Genomic DNA, 17080 nt, shown 5'->3' on the forward strand with positions numbered 1-17080 from the left:
GCGCGTTGTCGAGCTCCACCAAGGTGAGCGGCCGTTCGCTGATGGCGACGGCGGTAAGCACCTCGGCATAGAGCGCGATCTCGTCCAACGCGACACGGTCGTGGACTCTAGAGTCCAGGTCGTCGTGCCCCACCGCGTCGTCCTTCCTTCCGCAGCCCACACCCACTTCGAGGTTACGGCGGGCGGTCTTTCGTGCCCATGGCCCATCGGGACCATTCCTCGCGCCGCCACCGCGCCCTCAAAAGGATCATTTCCCGATTTCGAGATCACAATTCAGGCAATTGTCCGATACCCGAAGGGCCAGAAGGATATGGGGGCGGTAAGGATAAAATGACTATATTTGTGGTTTAACCATGCTGGCGCTTGTCAGAAGTGGCGCGGGTAGGTTCCCGATCCCCCTGGGGCGGGGTCGTCCCGCTCATGCGTCAGGCGGTGCACGAGCGCGGAAGCCGTGGCGAACCCGCGGTCAGGCACCGCGGTCCCGGTGAGGCGGCACCACGCGAGCCCCGTGGCGTAGGCGGCGCCCAGCAGGGCCGCGGCGCCTGCCCGGTCGGGCGGATGGAGCGCCGAGGGCAGCGCGCCCGAGCGAGGCCAGCACCCTCGCAGCGGGTGCGACGGGTCGGTGAGCACCACGTGGAGGATGTGGCGCAACTCCGAGTCCAGCCACGAATAGATCCTGTCGGCCGCCCCGGGCGCGAACGCCGCCAGATCCGCGGCGAGCAGCGAGGCGGCCACCGCCCGGGGGTCGGCACCCTTGGGCGCGAGGAACGCCAACGCCTGGACCAGGTCGTACATCGCGTGCTGGAAGTACTCGCCCGGCGAGGAGTCGGGCAGCGTCACGTGGGGTGGGCGGCGTGAGAGCCACGCCTGCCGTACGGCGTCGTCGCCGTGGTGGGCGACGGAGTGGTCCTGGGCGATCCGGCGGAGCAACGGGTCGAGCATGGTCAGCAGGGCGTCCGCCCGGTGGCGGAACCTGGGGTCGTCCCTCACCGCGCCGGCGGTGTCGGCCATCAGCGCGGCCAGCCGGAGGGCGGCCTCGGGGTGCCCCGCCCTGACCCGCTCGCCGTACAGCGCGGCCAGGTCGTCCAGCGAGGCGGCCGGCAGCCAGCGGACCCACTCGTCGCCGGGCAGCGGGCGGGCCAGGAACTCGCCGAACATCGACAGCAGCACCTCGTTGCCGTCGAAGGCGGGGGCGTAGGCGCACCACATGAGGGTGCCCCAGATGGCGGCGACCGGGCTGGCCACCTCCTTGGCGAAGATCTCGGTGAACGACCCGGTGAGCGGGAAGTCCTCCGGGCGCCTGCCGCGCTGGGCGATGACCAGGTCGCGGACCCGCTCGGTGATCTCGTAGGGCACGTCGGGGCCGACGAAGCCCTGAACGGACCCCCGGTCGGTGGTGAAGTCGGGACCGGTGGGAACCAGGTGGGGCAGGATCACCGAGGTGACCTGGACGACCCGTACGGCGGCGCGGAATCCCCGGTCGGCGGGCGGGGCGGTCAGGTGCCAGCGGCCGTCGGCCGGGTCCTGGCGGTACCACCGGGCGTGCGCGCCGAACAGCCAGCGCCCGCCGTCGGGGGCGGACAGAGTGCGCAGCGCGATGGCCTGGGCGCGCGCGGGCGCCGGGAGCGCCGCCCACCTGGGATCGGCGACCATGGTGCGCACATCGCTCTCGATGGCGTCGAAACCGTCCCACTGCCACACGGCGGTCATGTTACCGACGGCTCACCGGATCGTCAGCGATCCCTGTCCCGCGGGCGTCCCAAAAGGCCGAATCAGCACATCATCGACATGCCGGTCGGGGTTCCCGCCCCGGGGACCGGGTCTCCTCGTCGGAAGGGCGGGCGCGAGGCCCGGGGCGGGACGAGTCCCTCACGCTTGAGGGACGCCGGTCGTGGTTCTCATGCCGGGGGGACGGTGGTCGCGGCCCGGTGTCGCGCGGCCTTGGCCATGTAGGTGGCGGAGGTCCGGGCGAAGGAGGCGCGGTCGTCGTCGGTGAGCTCACGGACGATCCTTCCGGGGACGCCCGCGACGAGCACCCCGGCCGGGATCTTCTTGCCCGGGCCCACCAGGGCGCCGGCCGCGACCAGCGAACCCGCGCCGATCCTGGCGCCGTTGAGCACGATCGCCCCGATGCCGACGAGCGCGCCGGCCTCCACGTGGGCGCCGTGCACCACGGCCCTGTGTCCCAGGCTCACCCTTTGTTCGAGCAGGACGGGCTCTCCGGGGTCGGTGTGCAGGCAGCACAGGTCCTGGACGTTGCACTCCTCCGCGATCTCGATGGCCTCGTTGTCGCCGCGGACGACCGCTCCGTACCAGACGCTGGCGGCACGGCCCAGCCGTACCCGGCCGACGATCGTCGCGCCCGGGGCGACGTAGGCGTCCGGATGGATCTGTGGGATCGCGTCGCCGTCGAGGGCGGCGATGTACGGCTCGTCGTTCATGAAACTGATGGTAAGGGGGGTGGGCTTGTCCTATATTTCCGCACGCAGGTCGCGCGTTCAGGTTGCGGACCGGGGCAGTAAGCAGGAAAGTCGTTACGTCTCCTTTCCCGCCACGCGACCTCCACGGGCAGTGTCATGACAAACCAGCACGAGAGCTTTCCCGACCTGATGCATGAGGACTCGTTCGAGGTCGTCATGCGCGGCTACAGCCGTCGTCAGGTTCACGACTACATGAACCGCAACCGCAACCAGATCCGTGATCTTGAGGAGCGGCTCGCGCGCGCGATTGATCAGACAGAGCAGAGCCGGATCGAGTTGTCCGAGGCCAGACGGAGACTTTCCGACTCCCCGCAAGACTATGACGAGCTTGGCCAGCGGCTCAGCCAGATCCTGAAGTTGGGCGAGGAGGAGGCCGCCTCCAAGAGGTCGGTCGCCGACGCCGAGGCCACCAAGCTCCGCGACGACGCCGCGGCGGAGGCCGAGCGACTGGTCACCTCCGCACGTGAGCGGTCCGAGGGGATACTGAACGCCGCCCAGCAGGAGGCCGAGCGCCGGGTCGCGGAGGCCACCGCCGCCGCCGAGCAGATGTTCGCCCAGGCCACGGCGGCCTCCGAGCAGATGCTGGCCCAGGCCGGCGGAGACGCCGAGGAGACCCTCAACGCGGCTCGCAGCGAGGCCGAAGAGACCTTGCGCAGCGCCCGCACGGAGGCCGACCGGATGGTCACGTCGGCCAAGAACGAGGCCGAGCGGATGGTCGAGGGCGCTCACTCCGAGGCCGAGGCCACGCTGAACAGCGCCAGGTCCGAGGCGCAGTCGACCGTGGCCTCCGCCAACGCCGAGGCGTACTCCACGCTGACGGCCGCCCAGCAGCGCGCCGCCGCCCTGGACGAGACCACGGGCCGCCGGGTCTCCTACCTCACCGACACCCACCACGAGGTCATGCGCCGTCTCAACGAGATGGGCGCCGTCCTGGGTGATCTGATCCACCGCGAGAACTCCGCCGGGGCGCTGGTCGACGAGGCCTCGGTGCTCCCTCCCGCCCGCGTCCAGCCGTCTATCGCCGTCCCCGACGCTCCCGCGTTGGTCGCGGCGCCGGAGACCGCGTCCGAGGCCGCTCCGGAGGCTCCCTTCGACGGCGAGCCGGAGACCGTGCGCGCGTCCGACGACGCGGACGCCTCCGCTGACGTCTCGTCCGACATCGAGGCCGTCCGCGTGATCGTGGACGAGGAGGACGACAGGGACCGGAACGACGACCGGCACGTCGAGGTCTACGACGACACGACCGTGGTCCGGGCCATCGGGAAGGACGACGAGGAGGCCGGGGAATACGTGGCTCCCCGCCGCAAGTAGGGCCTGCCGGCCGCACGTAGGGCCTGCCCGTCACGCGTGGGACCTGCCTGCGTAGGTGGGACCTGCCCGTCACGGGTGGGGGCCGCCCGCCGTACGCCGGGGTCATATGCCATGCTCCGGCGACCCCGTAGGTCAACCGGAAGTCGGGCGGAAGCCCCCGCCCCCGATAGGGTCGGAGGCTTCCGCGATTGGGGGCCCGGCGCCGGGGCCGCGTGGAATCCGCAGACCCCGGCACCGGGCGGTCTGTCAGGTATCCGTCTCGCCGGAACGTTCCTGTCGCTCGCGCAACTGCTCCTGGCCGTGCAATCGCTCTCGCAACTCCGCCGGGTCGTCCGCGTCGATGGTCATCGCGCATCCGAGGTCACGCTGGGCGGAGGTCAGCGGGTGGTGGCGGGTAGCCCACCACCTGCCCGCGTCGCTCCGCCAGATCGTCCAGTCGGGAAACTCCCGGGCGATTTCCGCGAGGTGTCGATCGAAGGACATCCGTGCACCTTCCCCGCGCCCAGGCCCGCCTCTGTGACGTTCCACCTTCGACGGTGCGTCAGTTCTCTAGAGAAATCAATGATCGCGGGGGACAGGTCAACCTATCGGTTGACGGATGGCCTTGATCTATGAGTCGAAGTCGTACTGGAGTACATAAGAGGCCGAGTCAAGGACCATCTCGTTGACCTCGACGGGGACGCCGGCCGCGGTGTAGGCGATCCTGCCGATCACGATGACCGGAGTGCCGGCGGGAAGGTCGAGCTGGACGGTCTCGTGAGGGTGGGGCATGCGAGCACGCACCTCCTCGGTGAAGTGCGCCGGGGCGAGACCGAGATCGCCAAGGCGCGCGTAGACGCCTCCCGGGCCGGTGTTCTCCTGTGTGATCGGTGTGTCCTGGACCAGGTCGGCAGGGAAATGGGAGACGGCGAGTTGGACCGGCCGCCCGTCCACCGAGTAGCGGCGCCGCCGTACCCACACCTCGGTGCTGTTCAGCACCCTTGCCACGAAGTCCTCCGCCACCTCCTTGTCGATGTTCACGTCGTCCACGGTGTAGGGGCGGCCTCTGGTGTCGGAGTCCCAGATCGCCTGGCCGCGTTCCCACTGTTCGCGGGAGAGCCGCCGCGAGCCGTGCCGCCTGATGGGGCGGAACTGCCTGACGTACACTCCCGAGCCGCGCTTGGGCACGGCCAGCCCTTCGTTGATCAGCACGGACAGCGCCTGCCGGGCGGTCGCACGGGCTATGCCGTACTGCACCATCAGGGCGTTCTCTCCCGGAAGCCGATCCCCGTCTTGGAGATCACCGGCCAGGATCGCTTCGCGAAGCCCATCGGCGATGCGCCGATAAATCGGGGATTCGGGAGGTACGGGGGACTGCTGCACGTTCGATCACCCTCTGTCACCAACCGGGTTTGGCGTCTCCAGAGAACTTGCCCCGTCTTGTCCACGATCGCACAGATACGGAGGTCGGTAACGCGCTTCTTTTGGGAGGATCGTGCCCCCGTGGTGATCTTCGGGGGTTTTCTCAGTCCGTTATCGTGGAACGGTCCTAGCCGCTATTCGCGAGACCCACCATCGGCGCGTGACGATCGCGGCCAGTGCGGCACCCGCCGTGTTGACCAACACGTCGTCGACGGAGCTCACCCGGCCGAGGCGCAGGCCGTACTGGAGGAGTTCCACGGTGAGTGAGGCGGCGGCCGCCACGCCTGCGATCCGGGCGAGCGAGGCGAACCGCGCCGAACGGACGGGCAGCATCGCGCCGAGTGCGGCGAAGACCAGGAGATTGCCTCCCACCTGCACGAAGGCCGTCTCGACCGGCCCTTGTAGCATCGCTGAAAGGTCCTTCAACGGGATGAGACTGAGGCCCGCCTCGCCCTTTCCCGGGGTGAGGATCATCCACAGCCAGGGGGCGGTTCCGATCACCATGACCACATCGGCGACGGCGGTACGGGCGGGGAACGGATATCCGTTTCGGATGCGATGAAAGGTGAGAAGGTAAATACCTATGAGGGCCACCGGTATCGCCAGAAAAGCCGAAATAATGATATTTCCCCACACATACCATGCCTGTTGCATGGGCTAATTATGGCGGGATAAAGGATTCCTTCGAGGAGGGCCTGAGGTTACGGGAAGGTGACCTCCGAGCAAGGTCCTTTCGCCCGGGGAATCCGGGTCCCACAGGCCGACACGCGTTCAGGGGGTGCATGCATGAGCGATCAGCCCGCCGGGCCGGCTCGGCATCCCGGCGCGACGTCCGGCCGTGATCCACATGAGCCTCGCCGGACGGTCACCCCGCTGGAGATCTTCTTCGACCTCGTCCTCGTGGTCGCCGTGTGGCAGGCGGCGGAGAGCCTCCACCGCGCGATCGTCGAGGACCACGTGCTGGAAGGCGTGGCCGGTTACGCGGCGGTGTTCTTCGCCATCTGGTGGGCGTGGGTCAGCTGGACGTGGTTCTCAAGCGCCTTCGACAACGACGACACGATCCACCGGGTCTCCGCCTTCGTGCAGATGTTCGGGGCACTGGTGCTCGCAGCCGGGGTGGCACCGGCCTTCGCGGGGGATTCCGGCATCGCGGTGAGCGGCTATGCGATCATGCGGTTCGCCATGGCCGGCCAGTGGTTGCGCGTGGCGGCCGTCGACCCCGGCATGCGTCCGGCGGCCCTGCGGTTCGCCGTGGGCATCGCCGGGGTCCAGATCCTCTGGATCGCTCGCCTCGCGGTTCCCGGGGTGTGGGGCGCGGTGGCGTTCGTCCTGCTCTGTGCGGTGGAGCTGGCCATTCCATGGTGGGCCGAGCGGGAACGGATCACGCCCTGGCACCCGCGCCACATCGCCGACCGTCACATGGTCTTCACCATGATCGTGTTAGGCGAGACGGTGCTCGCCTCGACGATCGCGTTCAGGGCGGGGATGGCGGCCGGGGCTTCCTTCTCCGTCCTGTTTCTTGGGGGACTCAGCGGGTTCGCCCTCGTGTGCTCGATGTGGTGGCTCTGCAACGTCCCGCCCGCCCGTCGCCTCCTCCACGACAACCGCCACGCCTTCGTCTGGAGCTACGGCCACTACTTCGTCCTCTCCTCGATCGCGGCCTCCGGGGCCGGGCTCGCGGCGATCATCGCGCTCAAGGTCGGCCCGTTGAGCGATTTCTCCGTGATGGCGGTCAGGGGGGCCGTCGCGATTCCGGTCGCTCTCTTCCTGCTGAGCGTCTGGTTCGTGCACATCCGGCCGCACCGTCCCCGCTCCGCCCTCAGCGCCTCGTATCCGGTCACGGCCCTGCTGGTGCTGCTCGTCGTGTTCACGCCTCTGCCGCTGGAGCTGACCGCTCTGATCATGGTCGGCGCCGTCTTCGCCGTGGAGGTCACCCAAGGCGACCCGGATTGACCGTCGATGCTCACACGCGTCACGTCCCGGGGGCCGGCCGGACCTCGGCCGGTGGGGTCGCCGGGCGGAGCGTCGCCGGGACCCGGCCTGCCGCGGGGAATCCTGCGCCATAACCACCCGATACTCCGATATGTGCTGATACAGGATGATAGAAGGATTGGTAAGCGTCTACCCCGGAGATGATCTGTGGCCATCAGCCGCGCGGAGTGCGTCGCACTCGACGTCGACGATCCCGTCAAGCACTTCAGGGATGATTTCGTCCTTCCCGACGGGACGATCTATCTGGTCGGAAACTCCCTCGGCGCCCCGCCGAAGGCCGCCCTGGCCGCGGTGACGCGGACCGTGGAGGAGGAGTGGGGAGGACGCCTGGTCTCCGGCTGGAACGTCTCCGGCTGGTTCGACCTGCCGCTGACCACCGGTGACCGGCTCGCTCCGCTGATCGGTGCTGGTCCCGGCCAGGTCGTGGTGGGCGAGACCACCTCGATCGCGATCGTCAAGGCCGTCTCCGCCGCCCTGGGTCTCCGCCGGGACCGCCGCGTGATCATTTCCGACCTGGCCAGCTTCCCGACCGACCGGTACATGGTCGAGGGACTGGTCAAGGCGCTGGGCGGCTACGAGATCCGCGACCTCCGTGACCTCCGCGACGGCGAGGACCTCGGAGACGTGCTCTCGGGCGCGCTCGCCGACGACGTCGCGTGCGTGCTCCTGTCGCAGGTGGACTACAGGACGGGAGTCCGCCACGACGCGGACGCGGTGACCGCGCAGGTCCAGGCGGCGGGCGCGCTGATGATCTGGGACCTGTGCCACAGCGCCGGAGCCATGCAGGTGGACATGTCCGAGGCCGACTTCGCCGTCGGATGCACGTACAAGTATCTCAACGGCGGCCCGGGAGCCCCCGCGTTCATCTACGTCCACCCCCGCCACCAGGCCGAGGCGGAGCACATGCTGACCGGCTGGCACGGTCATGCGGCGCCGTTCGCGTTCGAGCCCGGCTTCCGCCCCGCCGACGGCATCCGCCGCTTCACCGTGAGCACCCCGCACGTGCTGTCCTACGCTCCGCTCAACGCGGCGCTGGACATCTGGGAGCGGGTGGACATGGCCGAGGTGCGAGCCAAGAGCGTGGCGCTGACCTCGCTGTTCATCGAGCTCGTCGAGGAGTTCTGCGCGCCGTACGGCCTCACGCTGGTCTCGCCCCGCGATCCCGGGCGCCGCGGCAGCCAGGTCGGGTTCAGCCACCCCGACGGCTATCCGATCATGCGCGCCCTGATCGACCGCGGCGTGCACGGCGACTTCCGCGCTCCCGACGTGCTCCGGTTCGGTTTCGCGCCGCTCTACATCCGGTTCGCCGACGTCTACGACGCGGCCGCGACCCTGGCCGAGGTGCTGGAGAAGGAGCACTGGCGAGACGAGCGGTATCAGCGGCGCCTCGCCGTCACCTGAGGACGGCGTTCCGTCCGTGAAGCCGTACCGGCGAAAAACACCCGTTCCGGGGGTTCGCCGGTACGGGACGGATCAGAGTCGGCGTCCTCGGAACATCGGGTATTTGGTCTCCCAGTACTTCCAGCCTTCCACCCTCGCCGGGACGTTGGCTATTCCGGCGGTGACCCTGCGCACGTCGCAGGTGGTGATCCTGCGCCACGCCGTGAAACCGAGCCTGTAGCCGAAGACGCGGTACCACATGTTGCCGTACATGCCCTTGGTGATCGGCTGGGTGTACTGGTGCCCGGTCTCGACGATGTACTCCTCGGCGAGCAGGGGGCTGTCCATGTCTCGTATCCGGAACAGCCGTCTGGCCGCGCGGACCACGTCGTCCCTGGTGATCTCCGTGTTTCTCTCCACCTCGGGATTGATTTCCCGCTCAAGCTCGATCTCGGCGTACACGCGGTGCTGCCGGTTGACCGACACGTTCATCTCCCCGCCGGGACCGTCGATGAAGCGGGTGCGAGGGACGAAGAAGTTCTTCGGCTGGGCGGAGTGGAACTTGAAGTAGAGCCTCGGCCTGCACAACCTTCTGTGCCTGCCCGTCGTGGTGGTGGCCTCGGCGGTGGGCGCGGCCGTGGGAGGCGCGGTGGGAGGCGGCTGCAGGCGGGAGACGATCGGGGTGAGCGCCGGCCTCTCGGACGAGAGCAGGTTGTCGCGCTGGGATGCGCCGGCGGATGAAGACAGGGTGGCGGCGAGGGTCACGGAGAGAGAGCCGGCCAGGGTCAACGTCGCCAAACCCTTGTGGGACCGGCCGTCCTTCGGCCGGATACGCGTGTTCGCGGAATCCGTTCGGGAATTAGGCGTGGACATAGAAATACCATTCCTTTCGGAACGCGGCCCGTGACCGCGACTAACCCATTGACCGCAACACGGTCCATATCCATGGGCCGGGCGACTCAGCGTGACAATATAGATACTTACAGTCGCAATGAGTCGGCTCTGTGACGCCACGCCGATGTGGAGCCCACTTGACAGGGAAAGCACCGGTTAAGAGACGGTGACGCCAATTGGTCGCCGGTCACTGGCTATGGGCATGTTGCTCACGCCCGATTCCGCCGAATGTGTTCGGGTGTGAGCGCGTGACGAGCCCCGGCCCCGCGGGAAATCGTCCTGGGTTAATCGTGTATTTCGTGAATTCAGTTGATCTACGGTATTTTCTCCGGCGCTGTAGCTCTCCGCACGCCTAGGGCAATGAAGTGATAGGTGAGGAAAGCCCGACTTGATCGGGAGGTGAGTGGAATGCGCGGAGCGTCAACCGGTGGCGTCGAGCTCGGCGACGAGCTTCTTGGGCGCGATCGCCCGGTAGCTCTCCTCGACCCAGTCGAGCAGCACCTCGGTCTCCGGCAGCTCGCCCATCAGCGGAATCGTCACCCACCCCGCCTTGCCGAGCCCGTACCCCGAGGGTTTGACGCCCTCGGCGGCAAGCGCGTGGCCACCTGACTCCGGCAGCTTCACCCCGGCGCTCGGGCTCCACTTCTCGGTCGGCTCCTCGACGCCGAGAAACAGGAAGATCTTCTTGTTGACCTTGACGACGGTCTCGCCCCACGGATGGTCCTCGTAGGCCCCCGGCAGGCCGAGTGCGAACTCGCGCAGCGTCTGACGGACCTCACGCCATTTATCCATGCGGCACATTGTGCCCCGGGGCACCGACGTTCGTCCGCCAGCGATCGAGCACCCGGTCGATGGTCGCCCGGATCCGCTCCCTGGCCTCGGCGCGGGGCACCCCCGACATCAGCAGCCGGTCGTAGTCGGTGTCGAGGTGCCGCACCGAGGCGACCACGGCCAGCGTGATCGCGTTCTCGTCGAACACCTTGGCGGCGGCGGTCCGGCCCACTCGGCCGCTGCCCCGCAGGCCGGCGTGCCGGGCGATCTCCTCGGCCCGTTCGGGCGGGCAGCCGGGGAACATCCGGGTGATCTCCACGGCCATCCTGTCCTGGAACTCCACGTCCTCTCCGGCCCGCCGTTCCCGGTCGCGCTCCCGGCGGCGCAGCCGTACCTCCTCGTCGGCCAGGCACCGCTCCTCGGCCGACTCCAGCGCGCTCTCCTCGACCAGAACGCCCAGCCGCTCGTAACGCTTGCGCCGCGCGTTGAACCGGACCACCACGGCGGCCAGCCCGCTCTCCTTCTTGGCCCGGCGGCTGAGCGCCGCGTCACCCGCGGGGAGGAGGAGCAGGTGATCCATGTCCGCGCAGGTCAGGCAGTGCGGTCCGGCACTCTCCATGATCAGGTAAGGGCCGGTGCCGCCGCAGCCCGCGCATTCCCAGCCCTTCGGCTGCTCGACCACCATCAGGTCGGGAGCCTTGCTCTGCCGCTCGGCGAGCTGCCGCCGCCGGGCCTCGCTCAGATCCGGTGAGACCCAGTGGGTCCGGAAGGCGCTGTCGTCCCCGTCGGAGACGAACCGCAGTTCCCCGCGATCGCGGCCGCCCGAGACGTACGGGGTCTCGCTGGGGGTGAGCCCCTTGGCCAGCGCCCAGCGCCGGAGCATCGCCACCGCGTCGGTCATCTTGGCGCCGTCCACGGCCGCGAGCTCCTCAAGCACGGGGGCCCTGCCCTGCCGCCAGACGTCCACGTGCCTGGCGTACAGCCAGCCGACCCCGGTCAGCACGTCGAGCGCGGTCACGAATTTCCGCTGCGCGAGCGCGGCCTCCGCCGCCTCCACGATCCGGCGTTCGAGTTTGCTCACCCCGCCAGCTTGCCGTATCCGACGGTCCGCCGTGGCCCGCGTGGCCGCCGGGGGTCATGGGGGTTCGGCACGGCGATAAGGGGCGTGGCGATCAGGGGCGTGGGGGGTCGGCGCGGCGGTCGGGGTCACCTCCCGGCGGTGGTGACCCGGGGCTCTCGGTGCGCTCCCCGGCGGTGGTGACCCGGGGCTCTCGGTGCGCTTCCCGGCGCTGGTGACTCGGGGCTCTCGGCGCGGCGGCTTGGAAGGTCGGGCGGGGCCTTCGGCGCACGGCGGCGCACCTTGAGCCCCGGCCCTCAGACCGCGGTCGTCGTCTCTTGACGGAAGTGCTCGATCAGATGCCGCGAAACCGCCTCCGGCTGCTCGACGTTGGCCAGGTGGGCCGCTCCGGGCAGGACGGCCAGAACGGAGCCGGGAATGCCGGAGACGATCCGCTCCGCGTGCTCGGGGGGCGTGGCGGGGTCGTCGGCGCCGGCCAGCACGAGCGTGGGCGCCTTGATCAGGGGGAGGTCGGAGCGGAGATCCATGCCCCCGATCGCCTCGCAGCAGGCGGCGTAGCCCTCGGCGGAGATGCCGGCGAGCATCGCGATGTACGGCTCCCGCCCGCCGTACCCGGGGGTGAACCACCGGGCGGTGATCGCCTCGGCGATCGACGCTGTGCCTCCCTCGCGGACCGCGTTCGCCCGCTCGGACCAGAACTCGGGGGTGCTCAGCTTGGCCGATGTGCACAGCAGCGCGAGCCGGTCGATCCGTTCGGGCGCGTGCGCGGCCAGCCACATGCCGAGCATGCCGCCGAGTGAGAGCCCGGCGAAGGAGACCACGGGCAGCTCCAGACGATCCAGTAGTTCCAGCACGTCACCGCCCAGGTCGGCGATCGAGCACTCCCCGTTCGCGGGCGACCGCCCGTGCCCTCGGTGGTCGAACCGGATGACCCGGAAGTGCTCGGTCAACGCGTCCATCTGCGGGTCCCACATTTCCAGCGTGGTGCCCAGCGAGCTGGAAAGCATGATCGGTCGCGCCTTAGCGGGACCGGCGATTTCGTAATGCAGCATGCATACCTGCCGAATAGAAGTTTTTATCAGACAAAGCTTAGCCGATAGGCCGATTTCGACATATAAGGACCCCTGCATTGCTGGAAATCGCCACATCTCTGATGGGTAACGCCTAGCATTCGGGCACGGAACTGGAAGGGAGCTCATGATCGGGTTTAATTCTGCGACCACGCCTGATTACGTATTCGACAATAATGGGGACCATTCGGTCGATCAGCACCGTTATCTGGCCGAACTCCTGGATCCCCTGACGTTCGAGCGCCTCAGGCAGACCGGCGTCACCGATGGCTGGAACTGCCTGGAGGTGGGTGCCGGCGGAGGCAGCGTGGCCCTGTGGCTGGCCGAGCGGGTGGCGCCGACCGGGAGTGTGCTCGCCACCGACATCAAGCCCGGTCTCATCCCCCGTCGTCCCGGGCTCACCGTCGCCCAGCACGACATCGTGAATGATCCGTTGCCGGAGAGCGCGTTCGACCTGATCCACGCCCGGCTCGTGCTGAGCCATCTGCCGCGGCGCCGGCAGGTGCTGGAGCGCCTGCGCACCGTGCTGCGGCCGGGCGGGTGGCTCCAGATCGACGAGATCGACATCACGCACTGGGTCGCACCGCCGACCCTCGGCCCGCGGGTGAGAGACCTGTACGGGGCGTACGTCGCCGCCATGACCCGGGTCCTGAGCGCCGCGGGCAGCGATCCGACCTGGGGCAGGTCCGCCGCGCGGGACATGAAGGAGGCGGGGCTGGTCGAGGTCGATCCGGTGTGCTGGACCGAGATGTGGGGACCGGGCTCTCCCGGGGTCGGTCTTCTGATCAGCAACAGCCTTCATCTGGAGGACCGTCTTCTGGAGGCGGGGATGACCCGGAGCCGGCTCCGGGAGGTTCGCGAGGTCATGGCGGATCCCGAGTTCAGGACGCCGTCCTTCGCCGTCCACTCGATTCTCGCCCGCGGACCGTCGTGAGCCGAGGGGGAGGACGCCGGACCGTGTCGTCCCCTGCTCGCCGGGCTGCTCGTGCCGTACGCCCGTGGCCCTGACCGTCCGGGTCGCGTGCCCGTGGGGCTGGGGTGTTCGTGCTGTGGGTGGCCTCGGATCGGTGACGAAAAAGCCGTCGCGGCACATCGCCAGAGGTCTCATAGGCGATGTTTTCCGAGTGGTCTCACCGTACTCGTGGTCCGTTGATGTCACACCGAGCTCAAAGATCCGATAGTGTTCCTTTCATCGACGCGGGGTGGAGCAGCTCGGTAGCTCGGCGGGCTCATAATCCGCAGGTCGCAGGTTCAAATCCTGTCCCCGCTACAAAATGAAAACACCCGCCTTCCCGAAGGAAGGCGGGTGTTTTCATTTCTCGGCCCTTCATCGACCACCCCGGCCGCGCTCACCGCGCTCACCGCACTTCCGGGCAGGCCGGGTGAAGAACGGGTCGCGGGCCGTGCCCCGGTTCGGGCCATCGGTCACGAGTCACCTCACGCCGTCTCGCGCCGTCTCGCGCCGTCTCCGAGAGACGGCAGGAGCGCCGCCTTGCTCGGCGCGGGAGTCACAATGCGGTCGGTGCGTCGGTGCGTCGGTGCGGTCGGTGGCGGGAGGAGTGCCGGCTGTCACCGGCTGTCACCGGACGTTTCCCTGTTGCCGACCGGATAGTCTCGACCTCACTCAATTCCGATCGGTGAGCTGAGCGCGGCTTTCGCGGAGGTCGGCATTGTGGCGGTAGTCCGGTGGGCTACGGGTAGAGCTCGGAGCATGATGGTCACGGGTTTTACCGGGCGGGTCGCGATGGCCTGGTCACGGGCTCGCCGTCGCCATGGCTGGCTGGATCATCTGGTACGCGCCGTCGTGCGCTACGACGAGGTGGACGCCGGGCGCCTGTCGGCCGCGCTCACCTATTACTCGTTCTTCGCGGTGTTCGCGCTCGGGCTCCTCGGTTTCGCGATCATCGGGCAGGTCCTGGACGACCCGGAAGTGCTGCGCACGGTGCAGGGTTACCTCGCGGAGAACCTTCCCCGGCTGGACGTGCAGGCGTTGCAGGACGCCAGGAGCACAGCCGGGGCGATCGCCTTCGTCGGTCTTCCGCTCACCGGGCTGTTCTGGATGGACGCCCTGCGCTCGGCGATCAGAGCGATCTGGCGGATCGAGGAGTATCCGGGCAGGTTCTTCGTCCGGCAGCTCATCGACCTGGGGGTGATGGCCGGACTCGGGCTGTTGCTGTCCGCCTCGCTCGCGGTGGCCTTCGCGGCCGAGACGTCGCTGAACTGGTTGCTGCTGCACACGGTGGGCGTCGAGGACACGTCGTCGCAGTGGCTCCTCTCCGCGGTCGCCTTCGTGCTCGGTCTCGGAGTGAACACCCTGCTGGCGATCGCCCTGCTCTGTGCGCCGCCACGCCTGCGGCTGTCACTACGCCGGGTGCTCGGGCCCGCGCTGCTCATCACCTTCGGGCTTGAGATCCTCAAGACCATCGGCCAGTTCTACCTCGAACTGACCGCGGCCAACCCCGCCTACCAGGTTGTCGCCGGCGCCGTCGGGATGCTCGTCTTCCTCAAGATTCTCAACCAGCTCATCCTGTTCGCCGCGACGCTCACCGCCACCAGCACCAAGGGCCGGATCACCGACCTGGCCGACCGCACGCCGTCCGCGACGAGCCCGGAGTCGCCCTCCACACCGTCCGCGACGAGCTCGGAGCCGTCTTCTCCGTCGTCTCCGTTGTCCGCGACGAGGCCGTCCCAGTCGTCCTCGCTGTCCGCGACGAGCTCGGAGTCGCCGTCCCTGTCGTCTCCGTTGTCCGCGACGAGGCCGTCCCAGCCGTCCCCGTCGGCCCCGTCGTCCCCGCCGTCGTAACCGAGTGACGCCCTGGTCGACGAGGTGACGAGCCCCGGCGGTGAGGCGTGACCGATGGCGCCGCCGGGTGCTGGCGGTGCGCGCGCTCATGCCGCATGATCGTCTGTAGTGAGGGCGGACGCTTACCCCTTCCGATGCTGAAACTCTGATATTTCGGCCATTTACGGGCGCTGTGATCTGTGCCACTCTCCATAACAAAGATCTAGAAGCTGATTCTAGATTTTGGCCACAGGAGGGAAGGGATAGGGAATGGTCGACACGCCCACTACCGAACGCCTGAAGCTTGGAGCGCCTCGTGGCGGGGTGATCAACTTCAAGTCCCCCACGCCCTACGGGTGGGCGCCGCTGGCCGTGCTCATCCTGGTCGGGCTGGTCGATCGCATCGAGTTCGGCCTGCTGTCCGGTGTGTTGCCGCTGGTCCAGGCCGAATGGGGCTTCAGCGACACCGTCGCGGGCTCCATCCCGACCGCCTCCGCCCTGGCCGCCGCGCTCTTCTCACTTCCCGCCGGTTATTTCGCCGACCGCCACAACCGCACCCGGATCATCGCCGTCGTCGTCTTCCTCTGGGCTCTGGCCACGCTCGGCTCCGGTCTGGCCACCGGGTTCGCGATGTTCTACGCGATGCGGGTCTTCCTCTCCGCCGCGGAGAGCATCGACAACCCGGCCGCCGGCAGCCTGCTCGCGGACTACTACCCGCCGGCCACCCGGCCCCAGGCCTACGGCTGGACCCGCGTCACCACCTACCTGGGCGGCATCGGCACGATCCTCGGCGGGGTTCTCGCCGAGGCGTTCGGCTGGCGCTCCGCCTTCCTGTTCATGGTCATCCCCGGCGTGCTCACCGCCCTCATCGTCTGGCGGCTCCACGAACCCGCCAGGGGGCAGATCGACCGGATGATGGCGGGCGTCACGGCCGAATCCGCGGCCAAGGCCGTCCCCAAGCCGCCGTTCGTCCGCCAGATCCGTGAGGTCCTGGCGATCCGCACCCTGCTCGTGGTCACCGTCGGCCTGGCGCTGCTCAGCCTGGGCCTGGCCGGTGTCTTCTACTGGCTGCCCTCGTTGATGGTGCGCAACTTCGGCGTCGGAGCCGGCACGGCCGGTTCCCTGAGCGGCCTGATCACCATCGTCGGCGTGCTCGGCGGCACCCTCATCGGATCGCGGCTGGGCCGGATCTGGCATGAGACGCGCAAGGGCGGCCGGCTCCTGGCCGGAGGCGGAGGCATCACGATCGGCTCGGTCGTCCTGGCCGTCGGCCTCATGATGGACACCATCGTCCTGTACTGCCTGTTCATGCTGATCGCCAGCCTGCTGATGTCGATGGCCATTCCCAACCTGACGGCCTCGCTCGCCGACGTCGTGGGCGCGTCCTCCCGGGGTCTCGGCTTCGCCGTACTCCAGGTGTTCCTGACGGCGGGGGCGGCGTTCGGGCCGCTGATCGTCGGCATCGTCTCCGACAGCACCGGGTCGCTCGTCTCGGCCATGTACGCCCTCATCGTGCCCATGGTGCTCGGAGGCCTGATCACGCTGGCCGCCCGCGGCTCCTTCGAGCGCGACTCCCGGCGGGTGCTGGAGGAGGCCGGTCGATGACATCCGCGCCGCGCTGAAGGACGGTGCTCCCCCTCCGCCGCACATGTGGCTTCGAGGGGGTTCGCACCTCCTCGCGCGCCGCCGGAACGAGTTCGGGTCCTGCCCTCGCTCCGCGGTCGTTCGGTCCGGCCTGCGACCGGGGTTCCGGTCACCGGGCCGACGTCCCGGCGGTGGACCGTCCCGCACGGGCGGGTCCACCGCCGGGGCGGCCACCGTCCATCGCCCCTGTGAGGGCGCCGCCGAAGCCGGTGAACCGGCGGTCGATCCCTCCGAAGCACTCGCTGTGCCCGGCGGCCCCGTGCCGCGACCTGCCGAC

General features: G+C 68.8%; 15 protein-coding genes and 1 tRNA gene. 7 read left to right on the top strand and 9 right to left on the bottom strand.

The window, feature by feature from the left end:
- Positions 1-366: 366 nt before the first annotated feature.
- Together J2853_RS36540 and J2853_RS36545 are read right to left on the bottom strand one after the other, a co-directional pair.
- Positions 367-1710, bottom strand: coding sequence for a hypothetical protein (locus J2853_RS36540; RefSeq protein ID WP_307565421.1), 1344 nt, complete (start codon positions 1708-1710; stop codon positions 367-369).
- Positions 1711-1898: 188 nt separating this feature from the next.
- Positions 1899-2441, bottom strand: a complete 543-nt coding sequence (locus J2853_RS36545) for a gamma carbonic anhydrase family protein (protein WP_307565422.1) — start codon at positions 2439-2441, stop codon at positions 1899-1901.
- 135 nt (positions 2442-2576) lie between these two features.
- Between J2853_RS36545 and J2853_RS36550 the strand changes: the two genes are divergently transcribed.
- The gene (locus J2853_RS36550; protein ID WP_307565424.1) at positions 2577-3791 is read left to right on the top strand and encodes a polarized growth protein Scy-related protein; all 1215 of its coding nucleotides are present in this window, start codon (positions 2577-2579) and stop codon (positions 3789-3791) included.
- 246 nt (positions 3792-4037) lie between these two features.
- Here J2853_RS36550 and J2853_RS36555 read toward each other — a convergent pair whose 3' ends face one another.
- From J2853_RS36555 to J2853_RS36565, 3 genes are all read right to left on the bottom strand, one after another.
- On the bottom strand, positions 4038-4274 hold the full coding sequence (locus tag J2853_RS36555; protein WP_307565426.1) for a hypothetical protein: 237 nt from the start codon (positions 4272-4274) through the stop codon (positions 4038-4040).
- A gap of 126 nt (positions 4275-4400) precedes the next feature.
- The gene (locus tag J2853_RS36560; protein WP_307565428.1) at positions 4401-5153 is read right to left on the bottom strand and encodes a GntR family transcriptional regulator; all 753 of its coding nucleotides are present in this window, start codon (positions 5151-5153) and stop codon (positions 4401-4403) included.
- A 150-nt stretch (positions 5154-5303) separates the two neighbouring features.
- Positions 5304-5846, bottom strand: coding sequence for a VanZ family protein (locus J2853_RS36565; RefSeq protein ID WP_307565430.1), 543 nt, complete (start codon positions 5844-5846; stop codon positions 5304-5306).
- A 132-nt stretch (positions 5847-5978) separates the two neighbouring features.
- Between J2853_RS36565 and J2853_RS36570 the strand changes: the two genes are divergently transcribed.
- Together J2853_RS36570 and kynU are read left to right on the top strand one after the other, a co-directional pair.
- Positions 5979-7145 carry a low temperature requirement protein A gene (locus J2853_RS36570; RefSeq protein WP_307565432.1) on the top strand — a complete coding sequence of 389 codons (1167 nt, stop codon included), beginning with the start codon at positions 5979-5981 and terminating at the stop codon, positions 7143-7145.
- 186 nt (positions 7146-7331) lie between these two features.
- Positions 7332-8585 carry a kynureninase gene (kynU, locus tag J2853_RS36575; RefSeq protein WP_307565434.1) on the top strand — a complete coding sequence of 418 codons (1254 nt, stop codon included), beginning with the start codon at positions 7332-7334 and terminating at the stop codon, positions 8583-8585.
- Between the two features lie 72 nt (positions 8586-8657).
- Here the strand turns inward: kynU and J2853_RS36580 are convergent, their stop codons facing one another.
- From J2853_RS36580 to pcaD, 4 genes are all read right to left on the bottom strand, one after another.
- Positions 8658-9362 carry a hypothetical protein gene (locus J2853_RS36580; protein WP_307565436.1) on the bottom strand — a complete coding sequence of 235 codons (705 nt, stop codon included), beginning with the start codon at positions 9360-9362 and terminating at the stop codon, positions 8658-8660.
- A gap of 516 nt (positions 9363-9878) precedes the next feature.
- Positions 9879-10250 carry an MmcQ/YjbR family DNA-binding protein gene (locus J2853_RS36585; protein ID WP_307565438.1) on the bottom strand — a complete coding sequence of 124 codons (372 nt, stop codon included), beginning with the start codon at positions 10248-10250 and terminating at the stop codon, positions 9879-9881.
- Positions 10243-11310, bottom strand: coding sequence for a DUF2293 domain-containing protein (locus J2853_RS36590; protein ID WP_307565440.1), 1068 nt, complete (start codon positions 11308-11310; stop codon positions 10243-10245). Before J2853_RS36590 ends, J2853_RS36585 begins: the two co-directional genes overlap by 8 nt.
- 293 nt (positions 11311-11603) lie before the next feature.
- Positions 11604-12359, bottom strand: a complete 756-nt coding sequence (gene pcaD, locus J2853_RS36595) for a 3-oxoadipate enol-lactonase (RefSeq protein WP_307565442.1) — start codon at positions 12357-12359, stop codon at positions 11604-11606.
- A 145-nt stretch (positions 12360-12504) separates the two neighbouring features.
- Here pcaD and J2853_RS36600 point away from each other — a divergent pair, with 145 nt between their 5' ends.
- The 4 genes from J2853_RS36600 (at position 12505) to J2853_RS36615 (ending at position 16764) form a co-directional block, all read left to right on the top strand.
- The gene (locus tag J2853_RS36600; RefSeq protein WP_307565444.1) at positions 12505-13311 is read left to right on the top strand and encodes a class I SAM-dependent methyltransferase; all 807 of its coding nucleotides are present in this window, start codon (positions 12505-12507) and stop codon (positions 13309-13311) included.
- A gap of 262 nt (positions 13312-13573) precedes the next feature.
- A tRNA-Met gene (locus J2853_RS36605) sits at positions 13574-13647 on the top strand.
- Between the two features lie 441 nt (positions 13648-14088).
- Entirely contained in the window at positions 14089-15180 is a 1092-nt protein-coding gene (locus J2853_RS36610; RefSeq protein ID WP_307565446.1) for a YihY/virulence factor BrkB family protein, read from the top strand.
- A 249-nt stretch (positions 15181-15429) separates the two neighbouring features.
- A complete protein-coding gene (locus J2853_RS36615; RefSeq protein WP_307565448.1) occupies positions 15430-16764 on the top strand; it encodes an MFS transporter in 1335 nt (444 codons plus the stop codon).
- The last annotated feature ends 316 nt before the right edge of the window (positions 16765-17080 follow it).

The sequence above is a fragment of the Streptosporangium lutulentum genome (assembly GCF_030811455.1).
Lineage (GTDB): Bacteria > Actinomycetota > Actinomycetes > Streptosporangiales > Streptosporangiaceae > Streptosporangium > Streptosporangium lutulentum.